Raw genomic sequence first — 22,032 nt, forward strand, 5'->3', positions numbered from 1 at the left:
TCAGGCGAAATAGTCGGTCAGGATACGAGTATAAATCGATTTGAGTTGCTGGATCTGGGCCACCTCGACGCATTCGTCGACCTGATGCATCGTGCGACCGACCAGACCGAACTCTACAACCGGGCAATGGTTCTTGATGAAACGCGCATCCGACGTACCACCGGTCGTCGAAAGCTCGGGCGATGCGCCTGTTTCCGCCTCTACCGCTTTGGCCACCAGATCCGACAAGGGCCCCGGCGGGGTCAGAAAGCTTTCGCCTGAAATCTTGATTGTGACATCTATTTCAACGCCGAACTGAGCGGCCACCTCATCTGCTTCCGTCTTCAGCCAGTTACTCAGGCTGGCCCCGGAATGCAGATCATTGAAACGAATATTCACCGTTCCCTTGCACTGCGCCGGGATTACGTTGGTGGCCGCATTCCCGGTGTCGATTGTCACCACTGCCAATGTCGACGCATCGAAGTGGTCCGTGCCCTGATCCAGTTCGTGCCCCGCCAGCCGATCCATCAGCCGCGCCATGGCTGGCAAAGGGTTTTTGGCACGATGCGGATAAGCCGAATGCCCCTGAACACCAGTGATCGTAAACCATGCGGTCATCGACCCGCGACGGCCGATCTTCATCATTTCGCCCATCTTGTTCGGGCAGGTGGGCTCACCCACCAGACAGACAGACATATGTTCATTCGCGCCGTCCATGTAATCCAGCAAGGCGGTCGTGCCATCCAGCGCGTCGCCTTCCTCGTCGCCGGTGATCGTCAGGATGATGGCTCCGTCCGGTGGGGTGTCGCGCACGAAATCGATTGCCGCCGCCGCAAACGCCGCAACGCCGGATTTCATATCCGTTGCCCCACGCCCATACATCACACCATCGCGTATTTCGGCCCCGAAAGGCGGCATCGTCCACGCGGCCTCGTCGCCGACCGGCACAACATCAGTATGGCCGTTGAACCCGAAACTGCGCGGATGGCCTTTTTGACCCCATCGTGCGAACAGGTTGCTGACGCCACCACGGTCGACACGCGTGCATTCAAACCCCGCATCCGCCAGCACCGATCCCAGCAGAACCAGCGCGCCACCCTCGGCAGGTGTGACCGATGGGCAACGGATCAGATCGGCTGTCAATTGGACGGGGTCGGTCATGCAATGGCCTCTGGAACTGTATCTTTCGCGGGTTCGCGCACAGATTCAACGAATTGGCCGGTTTTCCAACCCCAATTCGCAAAAATATCATTTCACCCGACTGCTCAGATATCAAAGCGACACCCCAACAAATCATGGCGGTTTACCCGGCGACCATCTTGCCGCCCGCCGCACAATCGCGTTACAGGGCCGCGAAACAGGTGAATGAAAATGAAGCGCGCATTCTACGCACTGATCTGCCTGACTTTCGCCGTCCTAGCGCAGCAGAGCATGGCACAGTCTCTAACGGTTACGACGGTGACCCGCCCCCCGTTTTCTTATGTCGAAGACGGTGCGGAAACCGGCTTTTCAATGGATCTTCTCTCCGCGCTGGCAGAGGCGCTGAACTGGGACTATTCCATCAATCGGGTCGATTCATTCTCAGATATGCTGGAGGCGGTTCAGAACGGGTCCGCCGATCTTGCGGTCGCCAATATCTCGATAACCGCGCTGCGGGAAACGCAAATGGACTTCAGCCAGCCGATCTTTGAGGCGGGCCTACAGATCATGGTGCCATCGGAAGCCGCGCGCCAGCCTTCGCTGCTGCATGCGCTGCTCTCAAAAGAGCTGTTTATCGCCATCGGCCTGGCCTTCGCCATTCTGTTGGGCGGCGGCATGCTGATGTGGAGCTTTGAGCGTAGTGCTCAACCCTATTTCGATCGCAAGCTGAATGAGGCTTGGTTTCCCTCGTTCTGGTGGGCGCTGAACCTTGTCGTGAACGGCGGGTTCGAAGAGAGGATGCCGCGCACGCCGTTCGGCCGGCTTCTGGGTGTCGTTCTGGTTGTTTCGTCACTGTTCATCGTGTCCGTTTTCACGGCCCGCATCACCTCGGTCATGACCGTGGATGCGATCACAGGCAGCGTGAATTCGGTGAATGACCTGTATGGCAAAAGTGTCGGGACAATCACGGACTCGACCGCGGCAAGTTTTCTGAACCGGCGTGATATTGAATTCACCGGCTATCCCGGGCTGGAGCAGATGCTGGATGCGTTCCAGTCCAAACAACTGGATGCCGTTGTATTCGACGCGCCGATCCTTTCCTACTATGCGGCCCATGAAGGCCGGCGAACGGCGTCGATGACAGGCGGCGTCTTCCTGCGCGAGAACTATGGCATTGCTTTCCCGACCGGGTCGCCTCTGGTCGAGGATGTCAACCAGGCCCTGCTGTCATTGCGCGAAGACGGAACCTATGACGAAATCTATCGCAAGTGGTTCGGTATGCGGAACTAGGCCTGCGCCTCGTCTCCGAAGAACGGTGTCATCTGCGCGACGATCACGGCGTTTTCATCCAGAGCACGCTGCATCAGGGCACGTTCGTCAGGTTCGATTTCATGTCCCTGTGCCTCACGCTCGGCCAAGGTCCCGTACCCGGTGACATCCAAAGGCGCGGTGTCGGCCTGCTTCAGAATAGCCACCGTCTCGCGCACGGCCTCGGCTTCGTCCACGCCACTGGCATAGCAGATCAGTGCCGCCCCGGTCGCACCGTCCGGCAGCCCGTCGCCATCCTTACGGCCGATCTGGACCAGAAGGGTATAGACTTGCTGACGTGAGGGCTTCTTTCGCTTTTCCATGGGCCCTGCATTACGCGCGGCGTTTTGAAGGGTCAACTGCTTCCATCGATCCTGGCTTAAGTATGGGATCTTACACAGCCCCTTGCCCCGCCCATAGGCAGTGAGGACTTGCAGAAATGCGACTCAGCAAAGCCCTATTCCCGTTTTCGCCCAAAAATTGAGCAGCGTTTCAATTCCAATCCCTGAGTTGAAACGGGCACATTTTTGCCACATTTTGGCCTCAATTTTAGCCATTTCCTGCTGAGTTCGACGCGTTTCCTGCCTTTCACAACGGTGAAGAGAAGCCAACTCTAGGATGGTGCCACTGCGTAAGTCATTTTTTACAGGAGAATTAAAATGAGTGTTCTGTCCAAGTTAATGATGACAACTGCAAGTGTGATTGTGCTTTCCGGAGTACCTGCTGTCGCCGTGCTGTCTTTTGTGACGCCAAGTGCAGCTTACGCCCAAGACGGCGGCGGTGAAAGCGAAGGCGCTGGCGATAGCGAGAGCGGCGGCGACAACGAAAGCGGCGGCGATAACGAAGGCGGCGGCGACAGCGAAAGCGGCAGCGATAACGAAAGCGGCGGCGACAACGAAAGCGGCGGCGACAACGAAAGCGGCGGCGACAACGAAAGCGGCGGCGATAACGAAAGCGGCGGCGATAACGAAAGCGGCGGCGACAACGAAAGCGGCGGCGACAACGAAAGCGGCGGCGACAACGAAGGCGGCGGCGACAACGAAAGCGGCGGCGACAACGAAGGCGGCGGCGATAACGAAAGCGGCGGCGACAACGAAGGCGGCGGTGATAACGAAGGCGGCGGCGATAACGAAAGCGGCGGCGACAGCGAAAGCGAAGGCACGGAAACCAACGCAGGAAACTCAGAAGTCGACGCTATGCAGGGTGAAAATCGCTGACCCACACAGAGCGTTCGTCCGAGCCTGGACACAATCTCAGGACCGGCTCTGACCAAGGTTCGGTCACATACGCGTAACACCCCAAAAACTGGAAAGGCCGGAGCGGGTCAGCTCCGGCCTTTCTGTACAACCGGGGCGATCAGTCCCGCAGCAATTCGTTGATGCCGGTTTTCGACCGGGTCTTTTCATCCACCCGCTTCACAATCACCGCGCAATACAGGCTGGTGTTGTTCTTTGACGGCATCGAACCCGCAACGACCACGGAATAGGGCGGGACTTCGCCATATGTCACTTCGCCGGTTTCCCGATCCACGATCTTGGTAGATTTGCCGATGAACACGCCCATACCCAGAACCGAGCCTTCGCGGACGATGCAGCCCTCGACCACCTCGGAGCGCGCGCCGATAAAGCAGTTGTCCTCGATGATGGTCGGGCCGGCCTGCATCGGCTCCAGCACGCCGCCGATGCCTACACCGCCCGACAGGTGGACGTTTTTGCCGATCTGCGCGCATGAGCCGACGGTCGCCCAGGTGTCGACCATGGTGCCTTCATCCACATAGGCGCCAAGGTTGACGAAGGATGGCATCAGCACCACGCCCGGCGCGATATAGGCCGACTTGCGCACAACGCAGTTGGGAACCGCGCGGAACCCGGCCGAGCGCCATTGATCTTCACCCCAACCTGCGAACTTGCTGTCCACCTTGTCCCACCAACCGCCGTCCTGCGGACCGCCAGTCTGAATTTCCATGTCCTTGATGCGAAAGCCCAGCAGAACCGCCTTTTTGGCCCACTGGTTCACGTGCCAGTCGCCGTTTTCCAGCTTTTCGGCAACACGCAGCGACCCACTGTCCAGCGCGTCCAGCGTGTCTTCGATCGCTTCGCGTTGTTCACCTGCCGTGGCGGGTGTGATCGTGTCGCGTGCCTCCCAGGCGGCTTCGATGGCGGCTTCCAGTTGCGCGTTGGACATGGGGCGTCTCCCTACAGAATCTGTTCATGTTGGTTTGGCCTATACGCAAGCCGGGCCAATGGCGCAATGCGACGAACACGGGCCGTTTTGCGTCTGAAAGGCGCTATTTAGCTGGCGCGGCGTATATGTCGGGTCAGAATACCTTTTGCCGTGCTCAGGTCCTTCCGCCTGAGCGCCTGAACAAGTGCGGCGTGATCCTTGTCAGTTTGCTGCACCCATTTCGACCGCCAATGCGCAAACAAGTGGCGTGCGCTTGCGATATGCAGATCGTCGATGGTGTGCAACAGACGGGGCAGCCCGCAAGGTGTCAGGATGGCGCGATGGAATGCTCTGTTCAACGCTTCCCATTGGGGCATCGCCTGCGCCTCGTCACAGGCGATGCGTGCGCGATCGATCTTGTCCAATGCGACCGGAGACATGTTCTGCACCGATTGCTGCAACGCCAGTGTTTCCAGCGCCACGCGCATTTCGATGACCTCTCGCACCTCTGCCGGGTCCAGCGCCGTAACCCGCATGCCCCGGCGCGGCTCGTGCCGGGCCAATCCATGCGCCTCAAGCCGCAACAGAGCTTCCCGCACCGGAACATGGCTGGTGTCGAAGGTGCGGGCAATATGATCCTGCCGCAGCTTTTCCCCGGCGCTCAGCTCTCCGGTGATGATTTGCTGGCTGAGGTTCTGGTAAATCGTGTCCGAGATCGTAGCGGTCATAAATTATAGATAAAATTTGCGACAGCTATCCTCAACCAGATAATTCACCCCGCAAGCGGGTCCGGCGCGACATTCGCACCACACACCAGAACGGCCACGCGTTCGCCTGGTTCGGGCCGATACACGCCCGAGGTCAAGGCTGCCAACGCCGTAGCGCCCGCCGGTTCCACCAGAATACGATGCGCCTGCCACAACATCTTCTGAGCTGCCGCGATAGCGTCATCCGACACAAGGACCGAAGTCATCCCCTGCGCGAGATCAAAACAGATCCGCCCGATCCGGCGCGCGCCCAAGGCGTTCGCTGCAATCCCGGATACCGAGACATCCACCGGTTCACCGGCCTGCAACGCCGCATTTAGCGCGCACGAGGTTTCGGGCTCCACCGCGACGACCTTGCGCGCACCGTCGAACCACGCCAACGCCCCGGCGATCAGCCCACCGCCGCCCACAGCGACCAGCACCGTGTCTGCTTGTAGACCCTGCGCATCCCATTCCGCAAAGCAGGTCCCCTGCCCCGCCACGGTAGCCGGCGCATCATAGGCGTGTATCTGCATCGCTCCGGTTTCAGCTTCATGCGCCTGCGCCTGTGTCAGCGCATTGGCGTATTCGCCGGACACAACGCTCAGATCCGCTCCGGTTTGCCGGATCAATGCAATCTTGGATGGCCCTGCCAGTTCGGGCACGAAAATCTTGGCCGTATAACCAAGCGCCTGCGCCGCAAAGGCCGCCGCTGCACCATGATTGCCACCGGATGCAGCCACGACACCTGCATCGGGCACGTCGAGGCTCAACAACGTATTGAACGCACCGCGCGCCTTGAAACTGCCCGTGTGCTGCATGTGCTCCAGCTTCAGCTCAATGGGATGGCCCGGAATTCGGCTCTCGATGACCGGCGTCACCTGCGTATGTCCGGCGATACGATCACGCGCCGCTGATATTTCGCTCTTCCAATTCATTCTTGTCTTTCCGTGACTGGCACTCTGCCCGCGAACCCTATAGCTGTTTGGAAAACACGCAAGCAGGGATCGATCACCCATGAGAGAAGACCGCCACAATCCGTTTCGCGATGCGCAGACAGATCGCTCGACCGCGAGCGAAGTGCCGGACACGCCGCAAACGCGATCGTCCGCCTATCGCCTTGCCTTTGCCGATGACGAATTCCTGTGCCGGGACGAGCTGCGCCCGGTACGTCTGCAACTGGAATTGTTGAAACCCGAGATGATCATGAGCGAGCGCGAGATCACCTCGACCATCGTGATGTTCGGCGGCGCGCGCATCCCTGAACCATCGCAGAAACACACCGCACGAACGGAAACGCTGGCTGGTCTGTCGGCCTATTATGACGAGGCGCGCGAGTTTGCGCGGCTGATGACCGTGAAATCGAACGAGACCGGCTGCCGTGAAAACGTGATTGTCACGGGCGGCGGTCCCGGTGTGATGGAGGCAGGCAACCGTGGGGCACAGGATGCGGGCGGATGTTCTATCGGGTTGAATATCGTTCTGCCGCACGAACAGGCCCCGAACCTTTATGTGACGCCGGATCTCAGCTTCAACTTCCACTATTTCGCCATCCGCAAGATGCACTTCCTGATGCGCGCCCGCGCCATCACGATTTTCCCCGGCGGTTTCGGAACCATGGACGAGCTGTTCGAATCCCTGACCCTGATTCAGACCGGCCGGATGGACCGCGTGCCCTTCCTGCTGTTTGGGCGCGAATTCTGGGAAAAGGTCATCAACTGGAAAGCGCTGGCCGATGCCGGAACCATCTCGGACGAGGATCTTGATCTGTTCCGCTTTGTGGACACGGCGCAGGAGGCGGTCGAGATCATCGAAAACTGGGAGCCCGCCCCGCCCCGCGACGAAATTCCGGGGCGCTGAACCATGGCGCCCAAGACCGGAGAGATGCTGCATCTGCGTGGAAATGCCCTGAGCAAGGGCGAACCCGTAGCGCTGCCACTGACCCAAAGCAGCATGTACCACCTGCCGGGCACCCCGGACGGGCAGGCGAGTTACGGTCGGGTGGACAACCCGACCTGGGTGCATCTGGAGCATGTTCTGTCGCATTTGGAAGACGCGCCCTGCCTCAGCTTTCCCTCGGGCATGGCGGCGATTTCCGCGGCACTGTTTGCCACCGTAAAGGCCGGATCACGCCTGCTGATCCCCTCCGACGGCTATTACGTGACGCGCCTTTTGGCCGATCGTTTCCTGTCGCGGCTGGGTGTGATCGTTGAAGAACGCCCCACCATCGCCTTTGCCGAAGGCGGTTTTGACGGGTTCGATGTGGTCTTTGCCGAAAGCCCTTCGAATCCGGGGTTGGACATGATCGATCTGACCGAGGTGGCGGATCGGGTGCGCGCTGCCGGGGGCATAACCATTGCCGACAATACGACGATGACTCCGCTGGGTCAGCGTCCTCTTGATCTGGGCATCGACGTGGTCGTCTCGTCCGATACCAAGGCGATGGGCGGGCATTCCGACATGCTGATGGGTCATGTGGCCAGCCGCAACGGCGACATCATGGAACGGGTCGGGGAATGGCGGAAAGTCTCTGGCTCGATACCGGGGCCACATGAAGCATGGCTGCTGCATCGCGGCCTTGAAACGCTGGACGTTCGGTTCGACCGGATGTGCAGCTCGGCCGAAGTATTGGCCGAACGCCTGGCGGCACATCCCGCAGTGAAACAGGTGCGCTATCCCGGGCTGGCCAACGACCCGTCGCATAAACTGGCGCAAGAACAGACCACACGTTTCGGCTTTCTTCTGTCCCTGACGCTGAACAGCGAAGAACAGGCCGAAGCCTTCATCAACAATTGCCCGCTTCTGCGCCCGGCCACGTCATTCGGGGGCGTCCACAGCTCGGCCGAGCGGCGCGCGCGATGGGGCGACGATGTCGATCCCGCCTTCATCCGCCTGTCCGTCGGATGCGAACCTGTAGAGGAACTGTGGCAAGCCATCGAGGCCAGCCTGAACGCGCTGTGATTACTTCTTGGCTTCGCGCAGTTCTTTGAACACGTAGATCGGCAGTACCACGCTGGCGATCAGCGCCCCCAGCCAGACCAGCAGCGTCGCAGCCAGCAGGTTCGAAACCCCGCCAACGGTCAGCCCGGCGGCAATCAGGTCGGTCACGAAAAGGCCCACGAAAGTCACGATCAAGGCGATACCGCCCTTCAGGGCGGGCGCTTTCTTTTCGCCCAGTTTCAGGATCACGGGTTCGGCCACAACCTGCACGACGGTGAAGACAATCACCACTACGATGAACGAGATCGGCTTGATCGCAAATCCAGACAAGATCAGAGAGGCAAGCAACAACCCAATGGCATTCCCGGCCAGCAAAGCCAGAGCGGATTTTATTCTGCGCGTCATGCGGCGATCTCCGTCAATCAACAATTAGAAACATGCAAATGTTAACAGACCTGCAGGATTTTACGAGGCAATTCAATCGCCTCTTCCTTTTGACCCGTTGAAATCGCATGGTAGAACACATTCATCAAGATCAGACCTGTCCCTGAGCCATGAGTGTGAGATGAGCGACGATCCCTATTCCGTTCTTGGCGTGGCCAAAGACGCCAGCGCCGCCGATATCAAGAAAGCCTATCGGCGCATCGCCAAGGAATGCCATCCGGACCTGAAGCCCGGCGATGCCGAGGCTGAGGCAAAGTTCAAAGCCGCCGCCGCCGCATACGATCTGCTGAAAGACCCGGAAACCCGTGCCCGGTATGACAATGGTGAGATCGACGCCTCGGGGCAGGAACGTCCGCAACAACAGTACTACCGTGAATATGCTGAAGCCGCTGGAAACCCCTATCGCGGACGTCAGGCAGACCCGGACGACATGTCCGACATCTTCGCCGAGTTCATGAGGGGCCGTGGCGGTTTTGGCGGCCAGCGCGGCCATGAGTTTCACGCGCCGGGGCACAACCTGAACTATTCGCTGCAGATCAGCTTTCTGGATGCCGTGTTCGGTGCCAGCCAGAAACTGACCTTGCCAGACGGCGACCGGATCGAAGTCAAAATCCCTGCAGGTATTACCGACGGCCAAACCATCCGCCTGCGGGGCAAAGGGGCCCCGGGATATGGCGAAGGCCCTCCTGGCGACGCTCTGGTAACTGTTTCGGTCGCCAGTCATCCGGTGTTTGATCGTCAGGGCGACGACATCCACATCACGCTGCCCATCAGCATTGATGAGGCGATTCTGGGCGGCAAAGTCCCCGCCCCTACGATTGATGGCGGCGTGAATGTCAGCGTACCGGCGGGCACCAGCAGTGGTAAAACCCTGCGATTGCGGGGCAAGGGTGTCAAAAAACGCGGCTCGTCCGAGCGTGGGGATCAGTTGATCGAACTGACCGTCTCGATGCCCAACAAAATCGATGACGATCTGAAACAGTTCATGGAGACCTGGCGCAAAACACACAGCTACGATCCGCGGAAAGGAATGCCGTCATGACCCTGACCGAAAAGGAACTGATCGAAACGGTCACCCGCCTGACCTCGGACCGCCTGACCGAATACCTGGCGGCGGAAATCGTGATTCCAGAACAGTCGGATCAAGGGCTGGTTTATCAAAATATCGACGTCGCCCGTCTGGAACTGGCCTGTGAGTTGCACGAACAGTACGACATGGAGGCCGATGCACTGTCGATGATGATCTCACTGATCGACCAGTTGCATGGGCTGCGGGCCGAACTGCGCGAAGTTCTGAACGCGATCGAGGCGCAACCCGAACCTGTGCGGCAGCAACTGGTCAAGGTCATCGGTAAAGCGCGATTCCGTCGCAGATAACGGGGTTTTGGACTCGAAACATTTGGATTAGAAGGCCGGCTTGATCCTTTGACAGGTGGCGCCATGACCCAGTCCAGATCCGAATTGCTGATGCCTGCGGGCAATCTGCGCAAGCTGAAACTCGCTGTCCTTTACGGGGCGGATGCGGTGTATCTGGGCACGCCCGATATGTCGCTGCGCACAAAATCCGAGTTCTCGCTGGAAGAGGTGATCGAAGGGGTCGAGTTCTGCCACAGCCATGGCCGGCGCGCCTATCTGACGCTGAACCTGTTCTCGCACAACAAGGACATCCCGAAGCTGGACGAATATATCGACACGGTCCGCAAAGTGCAGCCGGACGGGTTGATCATCGCCGACCCCGGCGTGTTTCAGTACGTGCGGGACCGCGCGCCGGAACTGCCGCTGCATATCTCGACCCAGGCCAATATCTGTTCGTGGCTGTCGGTGAAGTTCTGGCAGGATCAGGGCGCGGAACTGGTGGTTCTGGCGCGCGAGGTTTCCTACCCCGAACTGGTGGAGATCCGTGAAAAATGCCCCGACATCAAGCTCGAGGCCTTCGTCCATGGTGCCATGTGCATGACCTATTCGGGCCGTTGCCTGCTGTCGAACTTCATGGCGGAACGCGGCGCGAACCAGGGCAACTGCGCCAATTCCTGCCGCTGGAACTATGCGCTGAAACTGCGCCTGAAGGATGGCACCCATCAGGAGTTGCGCATTACCAAGGAAAACGCCGACCTGTTCGAATTCCTGCTGGAAGAAGGCTGCCGCCCCGGTGATCTGATGCCGATCGAGGAAGACGACCGCGGTTCCTACATCCTCAATTCGCGCGATCTGTGCATCTTGCCCAAGCTGGACGAATACCTGAAGATCGGTGTCGACAGCCTCAAGGTCGAGGGGCGCGGCAAGTCGGAATACTACGCCGCCATCGTCGCGCGGGCCTATCGCATGGCCATCGACGATTACTATGCCGACCCCCAGAACTGGGACCCGAAACCCTATATGCGCGAGTTGGAGACCGTGGGAAACCGCGGTTATACGCTGGCCTTCCACGAGGGGCGGCTGACCAACTACGCCCATGATTACGAGCACACGGCGTCCATCGCGCAGTGGGAATATGCCGGGATCGTCACCGAAGTGACCGAGGATGCCTTTCTGGTCGAGGTAAAGAACAAGCTGGAACCGGGCGATGTGCTGGATTTCGTCTCGCCCATCTCGCGCGAGACGGTTCTGCTGCGGGTCTATGATTTCGAACGTGCATCCGATGGCGCGCGGATGGACGTGGTGCATGGCAGCACCAAAACAGTGATCCGCCTGCCCTTCACCCTGTTCGACCACGAGGATATCGACGATCTGCGCGCCCGGTTCCCCGCCTATTCCGTTCTGCGCAAGGAACGCGCCCTGACCGACGAACACTGGAGCCGCATCCGCTTTGACAAGCTGGTGCAGGGGTTGGAAACCTCGGGCCGTGACAACCCTGGCGCCTATGCCCGCCGTCGCGACGCCTTGGTTGAAAAGATCGGCGAAGACGGCAACGAACGCCGTTTCAAAACCAACCGCATCGGCACCGAGGGTTGCTGTGGCAAAGGTTGCAACGGCTGCTTGATTTTCTGGCAGGACGACAAATACGCGCTGGCCCGTGAAGTTCTGTCAAAGCGCAAGCAGGGCGAACAACTCAGCCGCCGCGAGGCGACGGAACTGAAACTGCCGGGCGCACAACAAGCCTGAGCCTGCTCAGTCGCGTGTTCGATACTCTTCCGGCACGTAAAACGTGTAGTCCCGATCTGCCACCTGTTCATGGCAGACATGGCAATAGGCCACGGCACCGGCGCGGTCGCCCATAGTGTCCCCAAAGACCGAGCCGTCCGGCAAGACCATGATGTAACGCCAATCCGCCGTGTCCGGGCTGGCATCTTCTGCCAGTTTCTCCATTACGAACATGGCACCGGGATGCACGTGACCTTCATCCGTCACGGTCATGCTGTCCTTGGCAAGAACCGACCCCATGGGAAGTTCTTCACCTTCCTGCAATGTCGCGTAGTTATGCGCCATGCGATTGGCATAGCTGTTCACATACCTTTGCCCGTGGGTTGCCGAAATATAGGGCGCATCGTTGAAAAGCGGCCAGCTTTGATAGTTGAGGATCAGGTCCAGTTGCGCCACGGCGTAGCCACGCGCCATGCGGCGATTGAGGGATCGGTAGTGTTCCAAAGCCTCTTGTTTGCTCAACTCGGCAGGGTTTTCGATTGCGATATGAGCGTCCTGGCCGTCAGCAAAGGCCAAGCCTAAACCCGAGACGATAGCAAACGCAGCGGCACCAAAACGGATGATCGAAAAAGAACTTGCATTCATAATCGTGGCCCACCTGAAATTCAGTTCACCTGAGCGCTTTCTGCACCACTTGGAACAGTCTAGCGGAATCGCAAAAACTCGCCATCTCTGACCCGGACACCTCACCGGCTTGTGCATCGAATTGAAGAGGCAAATTCAGCGACGGGCACGAGAAATATAGCAAATTATGCATGTGGTTTCAGCATCTGAAACATTAAGTTTGAACAAAACAATTGTGACGTGCAGACAGAGCCAGAAAACACTTAAGGCGCGATCCGATCAAGCCTGGCCCAGATGGACCAAACCCTATCGGCTCAGACCTGTTTCGGCCTCGATTTGTTTGCGTGATTTGCGCGCCCGCTCGGTGGCCGACTTCAACTGACCGCAAGCCGCCATGATGTCCTCACCGCGTGTCTTGCGGATGGGCGAGGCATAGCCGGCCTGATAGATGATGTTGGCGAAGGCGCGGATGCGGTTGTTCGAGCTGCGCTTGTACGGTGCGCCGGGCCATTCGTTGAACGGGATCAGGTTGATCTTGGCCGGAATGTTGTGTCGCTTGATGTGATCGATCAGACGATGCGCATCTTCGTCACTGTCATTCACACCATCCAGCATCACATATTCAAACGTGATCCGTTCGGAATTCGAAGCATTGGGATAGCTGGCCAAAGCGGTCAGCAGTTCCTCGATATTCCAACGTTTGTTGATGGGCACCAGAACGTCGCGGGTTTCATCGGTGGTGGCGTGGAACGAGATCGCCAGCAGGCACCCGATTTCCTCGGCCGTGCGCGCGATCTCGGGCACCACGCCCGAGGTCGACAGGGTAATCCGCCGGCGCGACAGAGAAATGCCCTCGGGGTCCATGGCGATCTTCATCGCATCGCGCACGTTTTCGAAATTGTAAAGCGGCTCGCCCATGCCCATCAGAACGATGTTCGACAGCAGGCGGGTTTCGTCCTTGGGTGCGCCGGGGGTTGGCCATTCTTCAAGATCGTCGCGCGCCATCATGATCTGGCCGACGATTTCTGCTGATGTCAGGTTTCGTACAAGTTTTTGGGTTCCGGTGTGACAGAACGAACAGGTCAGCGTACAGCCCACCTGAGACGAGATGCACAGGGTTCCGCGATCTTCTTCGGGGATATAGACCACCTCGACCTCATGCCCGCCGGCGATGCGGCACAGATACTTTCGGGTACCATCCTCGGACACCTGACGCGTCACCACTTCGGGGATTTCGATCACGAAATGCTCGGCCAGTTGTGCGCGATAGGCTTTGGCGAGATTGGTCATCTGGGCAAAATCGCGTACACCCCATTGATAGATCCACTGCCAGATCTGGCCGGTGCGCATCTTGGCCTGTTTCTCGGGCGTGCCGTGTTCAATCAAGGTGTCGCGCAACCTCTCGCGCGTAAGACCGACAAGGTTGATCTTCCCGTCGGGCAGTTTGCGCGGGATGGTCATGACGTCTTGGGTGATCGGCGCTTTGGGCGACATTGGCGTATCTCAAAGGAATCGGGCTTGGGATGCGCCTCTATATAGGAACCTGTGCAAAGATCAAAAGGTTTCCTAAGCTGGCAGGCCCGGCACGATGCACATGCCGGGCCTTTTTGATCAGTTTACCGGCGGCGGTGTGTAGCAATCACTGGCGTCCAGGGTCTGAACCGGATCTTCCGGGCCACATTGCTCGCCCGATATCGGATAGGAATCAGCGGTCTTCTCGCAAGCGCTCAGCACGGCGACGGATGCGGCAAGAACCAGAGTGATCCAAGTTTTCTGTTTCATCACGATGTCCTCTCTAGGTGGCTGAACCACTTAGTTCACATTGCCGAGTGCGAAACTTTGATACGGATCAAAACTGGCAGATGACCAGACGTCAAAAGCCCCGCTACGAGGCGGGGCCTTTTCAACACTCGACGCGACAAGATCAGTTGGTGCAGCGCTTCTCAGCGTCTTCAATCGCTGCGGTAAAGCCCAGCAGCGAGAAGGTGTCTTTCGTCTGCGTCCCGCGCTCGGACCGGGCGGTCAGTACCGCCTCGGTTCCGCGTTTCAGTGCGGTGATGATCTTTGCATCATCCGCATCCGATGCGGCCCAGGCCCATTCGCCTTCTGTGAACAGTTCGAACTCGGTCCCGTCCACATTCAGGTTCACCGTCGAACCCGCGGCAAACGGGTAGCCGCCAGTAAAGGTCAATTGGCCTTTCACCTCGGCATTCGGACGATAGAACACAAACAGAAGGATATCGCTGCGCCGTACGGAAACCACACGTCCTCCGCGGGTGTTTACGGTTTCCTTGGGTGCCGAGACGCTCCAGCATTCGGTGGGATCGTCTTCGACAAAAACGCTCCAATCCGTTTTTGCAGCAACGCGGTTGGTGCTTGTCGCCTGTTGGGCGATTGCAGATGTTGCTGCGATGCCTGCCACACACAGGCCCGCTATTATGCGAACGAGCATTGATCCCATTTGTCCAGCCTCCTAGCTCGACCCTTACCTCATACCCATCGGACACGTCTGCGAACCCTGCCGGTTCGTCTATTAGTTTGCGTCTTCCGATGATTGCCGACATACACACACTAACGCAGATTTCGCCACAGGCGAAAGGGCGATTGGCAGAATTTTGCGCATAAATTTCGGAGGTCCAGATGACGCAGCCCGTACCCATGACAGAACTTTGGCGCGGCTCTCTGCTGGAAAGCCTGCATCTAGGTCATGCGGTTATTTGCGATGACACGGGCCAGATCGTGCGCAGTTGGGGCGACCCGCAATCCGTCATATACCCGCGGTCATCCGCCAAGATGATTCAAGCGCTTCCGCTGGTCACATCAGGGGCGGCGGCGAAATACGGGCTGACCAGCGAACACCTCGCGTTGGCCTGCGCCTCGCATAACGGGGCGGCGATCCATACAGATCGCGTGACGGCGTGGCTGGACCATCTGGGGTTGAACGAGCACGATCTGCGGTGCGGCCCACAGGAGCCCGCCGACACCGCCGCGCGCGACCGGCTGATTTTGGCGGACGACACGCCTTGCCAGATCCACAACAATTGTTCAGGCAAACATTGCGGCTTTCTGACTCTGGCACAGCATATGGGTGCCGGGCCGGAATACCTTGAAATTGATCATCCGGTGCAACAAGCCTGCCTGTCTGCCGTCGAAGAAACAACGGGCGAGACCAGCCCGGCATACGGCATCGATGGCTGTTCCGCCCCGAATTTCGCCACATCTCTTTTCGGTTTGGCACGTTCGATGGCTTGGTTTGCTTCAGCCGCAGACCGGTCCGACCGTTCCAGCGATGCAGCGATGCAGCTGGTGGCCGCGATGGTCAAACACCCGGAACTTGTTGCCGGTGAGAACCGGGCCTGCACCGAACTGATGCTCGCGATGAACGGACGTGTGGCCATCAAAACCGGGGCCGAGGCCGTGTTCGTGGCCATCATTCCGGAAAAACGCATGGGCGTTGCGCTGAAGATCACCGATGGCACCACCCGCGCCAGTGAATGCGCGATTGCCGCCATTCTTGTCAGCCTTGGCGTGCTGGAGGCCGAACACCCGGCCACCCGCAAATTCATGAACGCCACGCAATATAGCCGTCGCGGGCTGGAATGCGGCGTGATCAAGCCTGCGACGGGTTTCCCCGACTAAGACCCTCACATCTCGATTTCGTGGATTTCGGCCACTTCAACCGAGCCTGTGCCGTTGACGACCATCGGACAGCCCTTGGCCATCTCGGTCGCAGCGTCGATATTGTCAGCCTTGATCACCGTGAAGCCCGAGGCCGGGTTTGCGCCGCCGTTATCGACCACTCCGTTGCTGCTGACGGTGTAAGACTGCCCCACTGGGTTTCCGGGGATATCGAGGGCGTCGCCCATATCCTGAAACCAGGCGCCCCAGGCCGCCATGGTCGACTCGATCTCGGCGGGGTCGGTCGGGGTGTGACCCCCGTGATAGACAAACAGAAACTTGGGCATATCGCTCCTCCGTGACAAAAAACCTAAGTGCAAAGTGCTTCGAGTTTGCGCAGCGAAGACGTCCAACCCTGAGTGTGGTTCGCAGCTGCTTCGGCATCGGCCAGCTCACGGTGGTCCAGCACAAGGCGGGCACCGTTTTCGGTTGCGGAAACGGAAAGGGTCACGTGGCTTTCGGCACCGCGTTGATCCTTATCGTCATGCCAACCCCATGTAAAACCCACCGATTTAGGCGGGTCGACATGCGTCACGTGGCCCGAAACCTTGTATTGCTGGCCCTCGCCGTTCTCCATCACCGAGTACCAAGGACCGGTGCGCGAGAAATCCAGGTTGTGGTCCGGCACGTGCATCCCTTCGGGCCCCCACCATTGCAACAGCTTGGCACCATCGCTGATCCATGCAAACAGTTCTTCGGGACTGACGGGGAATTCCCGTTCCAGTTTCAGGTCGGCCATGAATTCTCCCTTTCAATTATTTCACTCAGACGATCCAGGCTGCCTTCCCAGAATTGCCGCTTGGAAATCGTCCAGTCGGCAATCGCCCGCAATCCTTCGGATCGGATGGAATACATGCGCTGGGTTCCCTGCACGCGTTGCTGCACCAACCCGGCCTCGCGCAACACCTTGAGGTGGCGCGAAATCGCGGCGCCGGACATGCCGCGCCCGTCGATCAGATCACCGGCAGGCAGTTCGCCCTGCTCCATCAGTTGCTCGACAATCGAGAACCGGGTGGCATCGGACAAAGCGGAAAACGTGGTCAGAAGTGTATTCACACCCCTTATTTAACACAAATGTTAAATAAAAGATAGTCCTGATCAGCCGCCTACGAAATCGGCGCGGCAATAGCCTTGCAGGTAAAGCAGCGCCGTCAGGTCGCCGTGATTCACCCGCACATCACATTGTGCGGCCACCGACGGTTTGGCATGAAGGGCAACCCCGGTCCCGGCCCGGCCAAGCATTCCAAGGTCATTGGCCCCGTCACCCACGGCGATCACGTCACTTTCCGACAGACCCCGACGCGTTGAAATCTGCGCCAGCGCTTCGACCTTGGCCTGACGCCCCAGAATAGGACGCGCGACGTCTCCGGTCAGCTTGCCATCTTCCGCCAGCAAAGTGTTGGCCCGGTTTTCATCAAACCCCAAAAGCTCTGCCACCCGCGCGGTAAAGGCCGTAAAGCCACCGGATACCAATGCTGTATAGGCCCCGTTGGCCCGCATCGTCGCCAGCAATTCCCTGCCTCCGGGCATCAGGGTGATCCGTTCCTGCAGAACTTTGCCGATGACGCTTTCATCCAGATTTTTCAGCAAACCAACCCGCTCGATCAGGGCGCCTTCGAAATCAAGCTCTCCGTTCATGGCGCGGGCCGTTATGTCCTTGACCCGGTCGCCGACGCCGGCCTCATCCGCCAGTTCATCGATACATTCCTGCTGGATCATCGTGCTGTCCATATCGGCCAGCAGCATCTGTTTGCGCCGTCCTTGCGCAGGTTGCACGATCAGGTCCACCCCCATCCCTTGCAGGTCTGCCCAAACGTCCCAGCGATTGTCGGGGATGGCGTTCAACTCGAACTCTGCCGCCTCATCCGGGTTGAGCCAGAGGATGTCCCCGCCACCCCACGCATTGCGCAATGACTCGGGCAATGCGCTGTCCAGCGAAGGCGCTGCCGGATTGGTCAGCAAAGTGGCGACATACATATTCAATCTCCAAATTTCTTGGCCGGGCGAGGTGATCTAGGGGGTCAAAGGCAAACGCCCCTGATCGGTCAATTCCCAGCAGGTCTGCCCTTCGAACACCGCGACACCCACCGGGCGCCCATATCCGGCACCTGTGTCCAGATTGACGCGATTTCCATAATGCGTTGCCCGGTCTACCGGAGTATGGCCATGCACGATCAGCTTGGGATGCGGGCCCCGATGAGCATGAAAGTCCTGCCTGATCCAGACCAGGTCGTTGTCCCGCTGCGCGTTGAGCGGCACGCCCGGGCGAATGCCTGCGTGAACAAAGGCAAGCTCGGGCGTCTGATGCATCAGAACCAGATCTCGCAAAAAGGTCAGGTGCGATTTCGGCACCGCCGCCTGCGCCATCTGATGCAGATCTTCCAGACGAATCTGGCCTTCGAATTCCAAGCCATAACTGCGCAGGGTCTCGACCCCACCCAGCCTTTCATGCAGCCAATGATAACCGACAAGCAAATGCGGATCGTGACGCGGCGTATCCTCCATGAACCAGGCGAACATGCGATCATGATTGCCCAGCAGAGTGATCCAGTTCAGGCCCGCATCGCGCCCGGCAATCAGACGCTCGATCAGCCCGCGGCTGTCAGGGCCGCGATCCACGTAATCACCCAGAAACACGATCTGGGCGTCCGGGCCGCCATCGCCCCGGATCCGAGACAGCGCGCGTTCCAGCTCGGCCACCTGCCCGTGCAGATCACCAATAACGTAGACAGGCTGTGTCATAGATCCTCCGACGGTAGGGTCAGCTCGCTTGTGCCGCATATTACGGCCTGAGAAAACACAGGACCCGGGTATTCGATCATCCGGGTCCTGCACTGTTTCTCAAACTCAACAGACCATGTCAGGTGACATCAAACTCCAACGGCTTGATCTGTGTGAACAGACCCGTTTCCGCCAGCTTGGCGCGTGCCTCAGCCGGAACCGGTTCGTCAACATAAAGCAACGCAATCGCTTCACCGCCGGCCTCGGATCGACCCAGGGTAAAGTTCGCGATGTTGACGTTGCTCTCACCCATGGTCTGCCCCAAAGCACCGATGATGCCCGGCACGTCTTCGTTGGTGGTGTAGAGCATATGGGCACCGACCTCGGCGTCGATATTGATGCCCTTGATCTGGATGAACCGCGGTTTGCCGTCGCTGAACACGGTGCCACCGATGGAACGCTCGCGCTTGTCGGTCACAACGGTGACTTTGATATAGCCTTCGAATGCACCCGATTTGTCCTGATTGGTGGTCGAGATCTTGATCCCTCGTTCCTTGGCAACAACCGGGGCCGACACCATGTTCACCTCGGGGTTGAACTTCTTCATGATCCCGGCAACCACCGAGCAGTTCAACGCCGCCAGATTCATTTCAGCGGCCACACCGTCATACAGGATATTGATCGCCTTGACCGGCTCATCCGTCATCTGGCCGATGAAGCTGCCCAGATGGCCGGCCAGCTTGATCCACGGCCCCATCACCTTGGCTTCTTCCGCCGTCACACTGGGCATGTTCAAAGCGTTCTCGACCGCACCTGTCAGAAGATAGTTCGAGATCTGCTCGGCCACTTGCAGCGCCACATTCTCCTGCGCTTCAGTCGTTGCTGCACCAAGATGCGGCGTGCAGACCACGTTGGGCAGATTGAACAGGGGATTGTCCTTGGCGGGTTCTTCACTGAACACGTCAAACGCGGCTCCCGCAACGTGACCGGATTGCAGCGCCTCGGCCAAAGCCTCCTCATCCACCAGACCACCCCTAGCACAGTTGATAATGCGCACGCCTTTCTTGGTTTTGGCAAGGTTCTCACGGCTCAGAATATTGCGGGTCTGATCCGTCAGCGGCACGTGCAGGGTGATGAAGTCGGCGCGGGACAGCAACTCGTCCAGCTCTACCTTTTCCACGCCCATCTTGGCGGCTTTCTCTTCGCCCAGATAGGGATCATAGGCGATGACTTTCATCTTCAGGCCAAGCGCGCGCTCGCACACGATGCCACCGATGTTCCCCGCACCAATGACGCCGAGCGTCTTGTTCGTCAGCTCGATCCCCATGAATTTGGACTTTTCCCACTTGCCCGCATGGGTCGAAGTCGAGGCCTCGGGGATCTGCCGCGCCACGGCAAACATCATCGCAATGGCGTGTTCGGCAGTGGTGATCATGTTGCCGAATGGCGTGTTCATCACGATCACACCTTTTTTCGACGCCGCTTCCTTGTCGATATTGTCAGTGCCGATTCCGGCGCGGCCGATCACCTTCAGCTTGTCGGCTTTTTCCAGAATGGTCGGCGTGACCTTGGTGGCCGAGCGGATGGCAAGACCGTCATACTGGCCGATCACCTCGGCCAACTTGTCCTTGTCCTTTCCCAGATCGGGCATGAAATCCACGTCGATGCCGCGATCACGGAAAATCTGAACGGCGGTTTCGCTGAGTTTGTCGGAAACGAGTACTTTGGGAGCCATGTTTGTGGTCCTTGAATGTATTGAGAGGTCCGGGCCGATGCTGCCCGGTGAAGATGGGATGCGATCAGGCGGCTTCTGTTTGCGCCGCGATTTCGGCCTCGAAGGCCCATGCCAGCCAAGGCAGCATCGCTTCGATATCCGAGGTCTCGACCGTACCGCCGCACCAGATCCGCAAGCCCGCAGGCGCGTCGCGATAGGCACCGATGTCCAGCGCGACATTCTCGGACTCCAGCCGTTTGGCCACAGCCTTGGCAAAGCTTGCGCCGTCCTGAATTCGGGCGTCGGTGAATTTCAGACAGACGGATGTGTTCGACCGCGTCGCAGCGTCTTCGGCCAGGTTTTCGATCCAGTCGTTCCGATCGCAGAACGCATGCACGGCATCGGCATTGGCGTTCGCGCGGGCAATAAGGCCCTTCAGACCGCCCACCGAACGGGCCCAATCCAGTGCAAACAGATAATCCTCAACCGCCAGCATTGACGGCGTGTTGATCGTCGCCCCCGTGAAGATGCCTTCGATCAGCTTGCCACCCTTGGTCAGGCGGAAAATCTTCGGCAGCGGCCATGCAGGGGTGTAGCTCTCCAGACGTTCAACGGCGCGCGGCGACAGGATCAGCATCCCATGCGCGGCTTCACCGCCCAGAACCTTCTGCCAGCTGAAGGTGGTCACATCCAGCTTGTCCCAGGGCAGGTCCATCGCAAAGGCAGCCGAGGTCGCATCACAGATCGTCAGACCCTGACGATCATCGGCGATCCAATCACCGTTCGGCACGCGCACGCCCGAGGTGGTGCCATTCCAGGTAAATACAACGTCATTGGCGAAATCGACCGATGCCAGATCCACGATCTGTCCGTAATCGGCAGTCTTCACCTCGGCGTCGATCTTAAGCTGCTTGACCACATCGGTCACCCAACCGGACCCAAAGCTTTCCCACGCCAGCATCTCGACCTTGCGTTCGCCCAATAGCGACCAAAGAGCCATCTCAACCGCGCCCGTGTCCGAGGCGGGAACAATGCCGATCCTGTAATCTGCCGGAATGCCAAGCACCTCGCGCGTGCCTTCGATGGCCGCTTTCAGCTTGTCCTTGCCAACGGCGGCACGGTGCGAGCGTCCCAAGGCCGCATCGGCCAGTTTGGTCAGATCAAATGTGGGGGGTTTGGCGCAAGGGCCCGAGGAAAAACGCGGATTGGCCGGCCGCGTCGCCGGTTTTTGAGTGCTCATCTGTATTACCCTTCCAGATACACGCCCCTCGTTGGGGAGGGGTGTCCCACGCACAGAGCTATGAGCCCTTCGCACGCGCAGCAAGCGAAAAAGACGCTTCGCTGGGTAAAAACGACATCCCAAAAGGGCTCAAATCAGAACATGAGTTTCCGATTGGCGAAAAAACCCCGCCGAAACTCGGCGGGGTTTTTGATGCTACTCCGCGGCGTCTGCGTATGCGTCCATTGGGGGGCATGTGCAGACGAGGTTTCTGT

General features: G+C 58.9%; 25 protein-coding genes. 8 read left to right on the forward strand and 17 right to left on the reverse strand.

Features of this window, described 5'->3' with window-relative positions; translation table 11 throughout:
- Complete coding sequence (dapE, locus tag GS620_RS18155) at positions 1-1,140, reverse strand: succinyl-diaminopimelate desuccinylase (RefSeq protein WP_171617331.1); 1,140 nt, start codon at positions 1,138-1,140, stop codon at positions 1-3.
- Between the two features lie 210 nt (positions 1,141-1,350).
- On the opposite strand from dapE, the gene GS620_RS18160 reads away from it, so the two are divergent.
- A complete protein-coding gene (locus tag GS620_RS18160) occupies positions 1,351-2,409 on the forward strand; it encodes a transporter substrate-binding domain-containing protein (RefSeq protein ID WP_171617332.1) in 1,059 nt (352 codons plus the stop codon).
- On the opposite strand, the gene GS620_RS18165 is transcribed toward GS620_RS18160, so the two are convergent.
- Complete coding sequence (locus tag GS620_RS18165; RefSeq protein ID WP_171119954.1) at positions 2,406-2,750, reverse strand: hypothetical protein; 345 nt, start codon at positions 2,748-2,750, stop codon at positions 2,406-2,408. The two genes, GS620_RS18160 and GS620_RS18165, sit on opposite strands and share 4 nt — an antisense overlap.
- A 336-nt stretch (positions 2,751-3,086) precedes the next feature.
- Between GS620_RS18165 and GS620_RS18170 the strand changes: the two genes are divergently transcribed.
- Positions 3,087-3,644 (forward strand): MSCRAMM family adhesin SdrC, encoded by a 558-nt coding sequence (locus GS620_RS18170; RefSeq protein WP_216597944.1) that lies wholly within the window; start codon positions 3,087-3,089, stop codon positions 3,642-3,644.
- A gap of 139 nt (positions 3,645-3,783) precedes the next feature.
- Here GS620_RS18170 and dapD read toward each other — a convergent pair whose 3' ends face one another.
- From dapD to GS620_RS18185, 3 genes are all read right to left on the reverse strand, one after another.
- Entirely contained in the window at positions 3,784-4,611 is an 828-nt protein-coding gene (gene dapD / locus GS620_RS18175) for a 2,3,4,5-tetrahydropyridine-2,6-dicarboxylate N-succinyltransferase (RefSeq protein WP_171617333.1), read from the reverse strand.
- A gap of 107 nt (positions 4,612-4,718) precedes the next feature.
- Positions 4,719-5,318, reverse strand: a complete 600-nt coding sequence (locus GS620_RS18180) for a GntR family transcriptional regulator (RefSeq protein ID WP_171617334.1) — start codon at positions 5,316-5,318, stop codon at positions 4,719-4,721.
- Positions 5,319-5,362: 44 nt separating this feature from the next.
- Positions 5,363-6,274, reverse strand: a complete 912-nt coding sequence (locus GS620_RS18185; protein WP_171617335.1) for a threonine/serine dehydratase — start codon at positions 6,272-6,274, stop codon at positions 5,363-5,365.
- A gap of 79 nt (positions 6,275-6,353) precedes the next feature.
- On the opposite strand from GS620_RS18185, the gene GS620_RS18190 reads away from it, so the two are divergent.
- Together GS620_RS18190 and GS620_RS18195 are read left to right on the forward strand one after the other, a co-directional pair.
- A complete protein-coding gene (locus GS620_RS18190; protein WP_152459318.1) occupies positions 6,354-7,196 on the forward strand; it encodes a TIGR00730 family Rossman fold protein in 843 nt (280 codons plus the stop codon).
- 3 nt (positions 7,197-7,199) lie between these two features.
- Positions 7,200-8,297 carry a cystathionine gamma-lyase gene (locus GS620_RS18195; protein ID WP_171617336.1) on the forward strand — a complete coding sequence of 366 codons (1,098 nt, stop codon included), beginning with the start codon at positions 7,200-7,202 and terminating at the stop codon, positions 8,295-8,297.
- Here GS620_RS18195 and GS620_RS18200 read toward each other — a convergent pair whose 3' ends face one another.
- Positions 8,298-8,681, reverse strand: a complete 384-nt coding sequence (locus tag GS620_RS18200; protein WP_171617337.1) for a hypothetical protein — start codon at positions 8,679-8,681, stop codon at positions 8,298-8,300. It abuts the gene before it with no gap.
- 160 nt (positions 8,682-8,841) lie between these two features.
- Between GS620_RS18200 and GS620_RS18205 the strand changes: the two genes are divergently transcribed.
- The 3 genes from GS620_RS18205 (at position 8,842) to GS620_RS18215 (ending at position 11,822) form a co-directional block, all read left to right on the forward strand.
- Entirely contained in the window at positions 8,842-9,762 is a 921-nt protein-coding gene (locus GS620_RS18205) for a DnaJ C-terminal domain-containing protein (protein ID WP_171119959.1), read from the forward strand.
- Entirely contained in the window at positions 9,759-10,097 is a 339-nt protein-coding gene (locus GS620_RS18210; protein ID WP_171617338.1) for a hypothetical protein, read from the forward strand. The genes GS620_RS18205 and GS620_RS18210 overlap by 4 nt, the downstream gene beginning before the upstream one ends.
- Positions 10,098-10,160: 63 nt before the next feature.
- The gene (locus GS620_RS18215; protein ID WP_171617339.1) at positions 10,161-11,822 is read left to right on the forward strand and encodes a U32 family peptidase; all 1,662 of its coding nucleotides are present in this window, start codon (positions 10,161-10,163) and stop codon (positions 11,820-11,822) included.
- Positions 11,823-11,828: 6 nt separating this feature from the next.
- Here GS620_RS18215 and GS620_RS18220 read toward each other — a convergent pair whose 3' ends face one another.
- The 4 genes from GS620_RS18220 to GS620_RS18235 form a co-directional block, all read right to left on the reverse strand.
- A complete protein-coding gene (locus GS620_RS18220; protein ID WP_171617340.1) occupies positions 11,829-12,446 on the reverse strand; it encodes a cytochrome P460 family protein in 618 nt (205 codons plus the stop codon).
- A 285-nt stretch (positions 12,447-12,731) separates the two neighbouring features.
- Entirely contained in the window at positions 12,732-13,919 is a 1,188-nt protein-coding gene (gene rlmN, locus GS620_RS18225; RefSeq protein WP_171617341.1) for a 23S rRNA (adenine(2503)-C(2))-methyltransferase RlmN, read from the reverse strand.
- 117 nt (positions 13,920-14,036) lie between these two features.
- A complete protein-coding gene (locus GS620_RS18230) occupies positions 14,037-14,207 on the reverse strand; it encodes a hypothetical protein (protein ID WP_171617342.1) in 171 nt (56 codons plus the stop codon).
- A gap of 142 nt (positions 14,208-14,349) precedes the next feature.
- Entirely contained in the window at positions 14,350-14,886 is a 537-nt protein-coding gene (locus tag GS620_RS18235; protein ID WP_171617343.1) for an invasion associated locus B family protein, read from the reverse strand.
- Between the two features lie 179 nt (positions 14,887-15,065).
- Here GS620_RS18235 and GS620_RS18240 point away from each other — a divergent pair, with 179 nt between their 5' ends.
- Positions 15,066-16,064 carry an asparaginase gene (locus GS620_RS18240; protein ID WP_171617344.1) on the forward strand — a complete coding sequence of 333 codons (999 nt, stop codon included), beginning with the start codon at positions 15,066-15,068 and terminating at the stop codon, positions 16,062-16,064.
- A 5-nt stretch (positions 16,065-16,069) separates the two neighbouring features.
- Here GS620_RS18240 and GS620_RS18245 read toward each other — a convergent pair whose 3' ends face one another.
- The 7 genes from GS620_RS18245 to GS620_RS18275 all read right to left on the reverse strand — a co-directional run bounded on the left by GS620_RS18245 (position 16,070) and on the right by GS620_RS18275 (position 21,778).
- On the reverse strand, positions 16,070-16,390 hold the full coding sequence (locus tag GS620_RS18245) for a YciI family protein (protein ID WP_171617345.1): 321 nt from the start codon (positions 16,388-16,390) through the stop codon (positions 16,070-16,072).
- Positions 16,391-16,413: 23 nt separating this feature from the next.
- The gene (locus tag GS620_RS18250) at positions 16,414-16,842 is read right to left on the reverse strand and encodes an SRPBCC domain-containing protein (RefSeq protein ID WP_171617346.1); all 429 of its coding nucleotides are present in this window, start codon (positions 16,840-16,842) and stop codon (positions 16,414-16,416) included.
- Positions 16,830-17,159: a helix-turn-helix transcriptional regulator gene (locus GS620_RS18255; protein ID WP_171119968.1), complete on the reverse strand. Its 330-nt coding sequence runs from the start codon at positions 17,157-17,159 to the stop codon at positions 16,830-16,832. Before GS620_RS18255 ends, GS620_RS18250 begins: the two co-directional genes overlap by 13 nt.
- A 42-nt stretch (positions 17,160-17,201) precedes the next feature.
- Entirely contained in the window at positions 17,202-18,080 is an 879-nt protein-coding gene (serB, locus tag GS620_RS18260) for a phosphoserine phosphatase SerB (RefSeq protein WP_171617347.1), read from the reverse strand.
- 36 nt (positions 18,081-18,116) lie between these two features.
- On the reverse strand, positions 18,117-18,845 hold the full coding sequence (locus GS620_RS18265) for a metallophosphoesterase family protein (protein WP_171617348.1): 729 nt from the start codon (positions 18,843-18,845) through the stop codon (positions 18,117-18,119).
- Between the two features lie 118 nt (positions 18,846-18,963).
- Positions 18,964-20,559 (reverse strand): phosphoglycerate dehydrogenase, encoded by a 1,596-nt coding sequence (gene serA / locus GS620_RS18270; protein ID WP_171617349.1) that lies wholly within the window; start codon positions 20,557-20,559, stop codon positions 18,964-18,966.
- A 64-nt stretch (positions 20,560-20,623) separates the two neighbouring features.
- Positions 20,624-21,778, reverse strand: a complete 1,155-nt coding sequence (locus tag GS620_RS18275; protein ID WP_171230543.1) for a phosphoserine transaminase — start codon at positions 21,776-21,778, stop codon at positions 20,624-20,626.
- Between the last annotated feature and the right edge of the window lie 254 nt (positions 21,779-22,032).

It is taken from the genome of Ruegeria sp. HKCCD6428, assembly GCF_013110595.1.
In the GTDB taxonomy this organism is placed as follows: domain Bacteria; phylum Pseudomonadota; class Alphaproteobacteria; order Rhodobacterales; family Rhodobacteraceae; genus Ruegeria.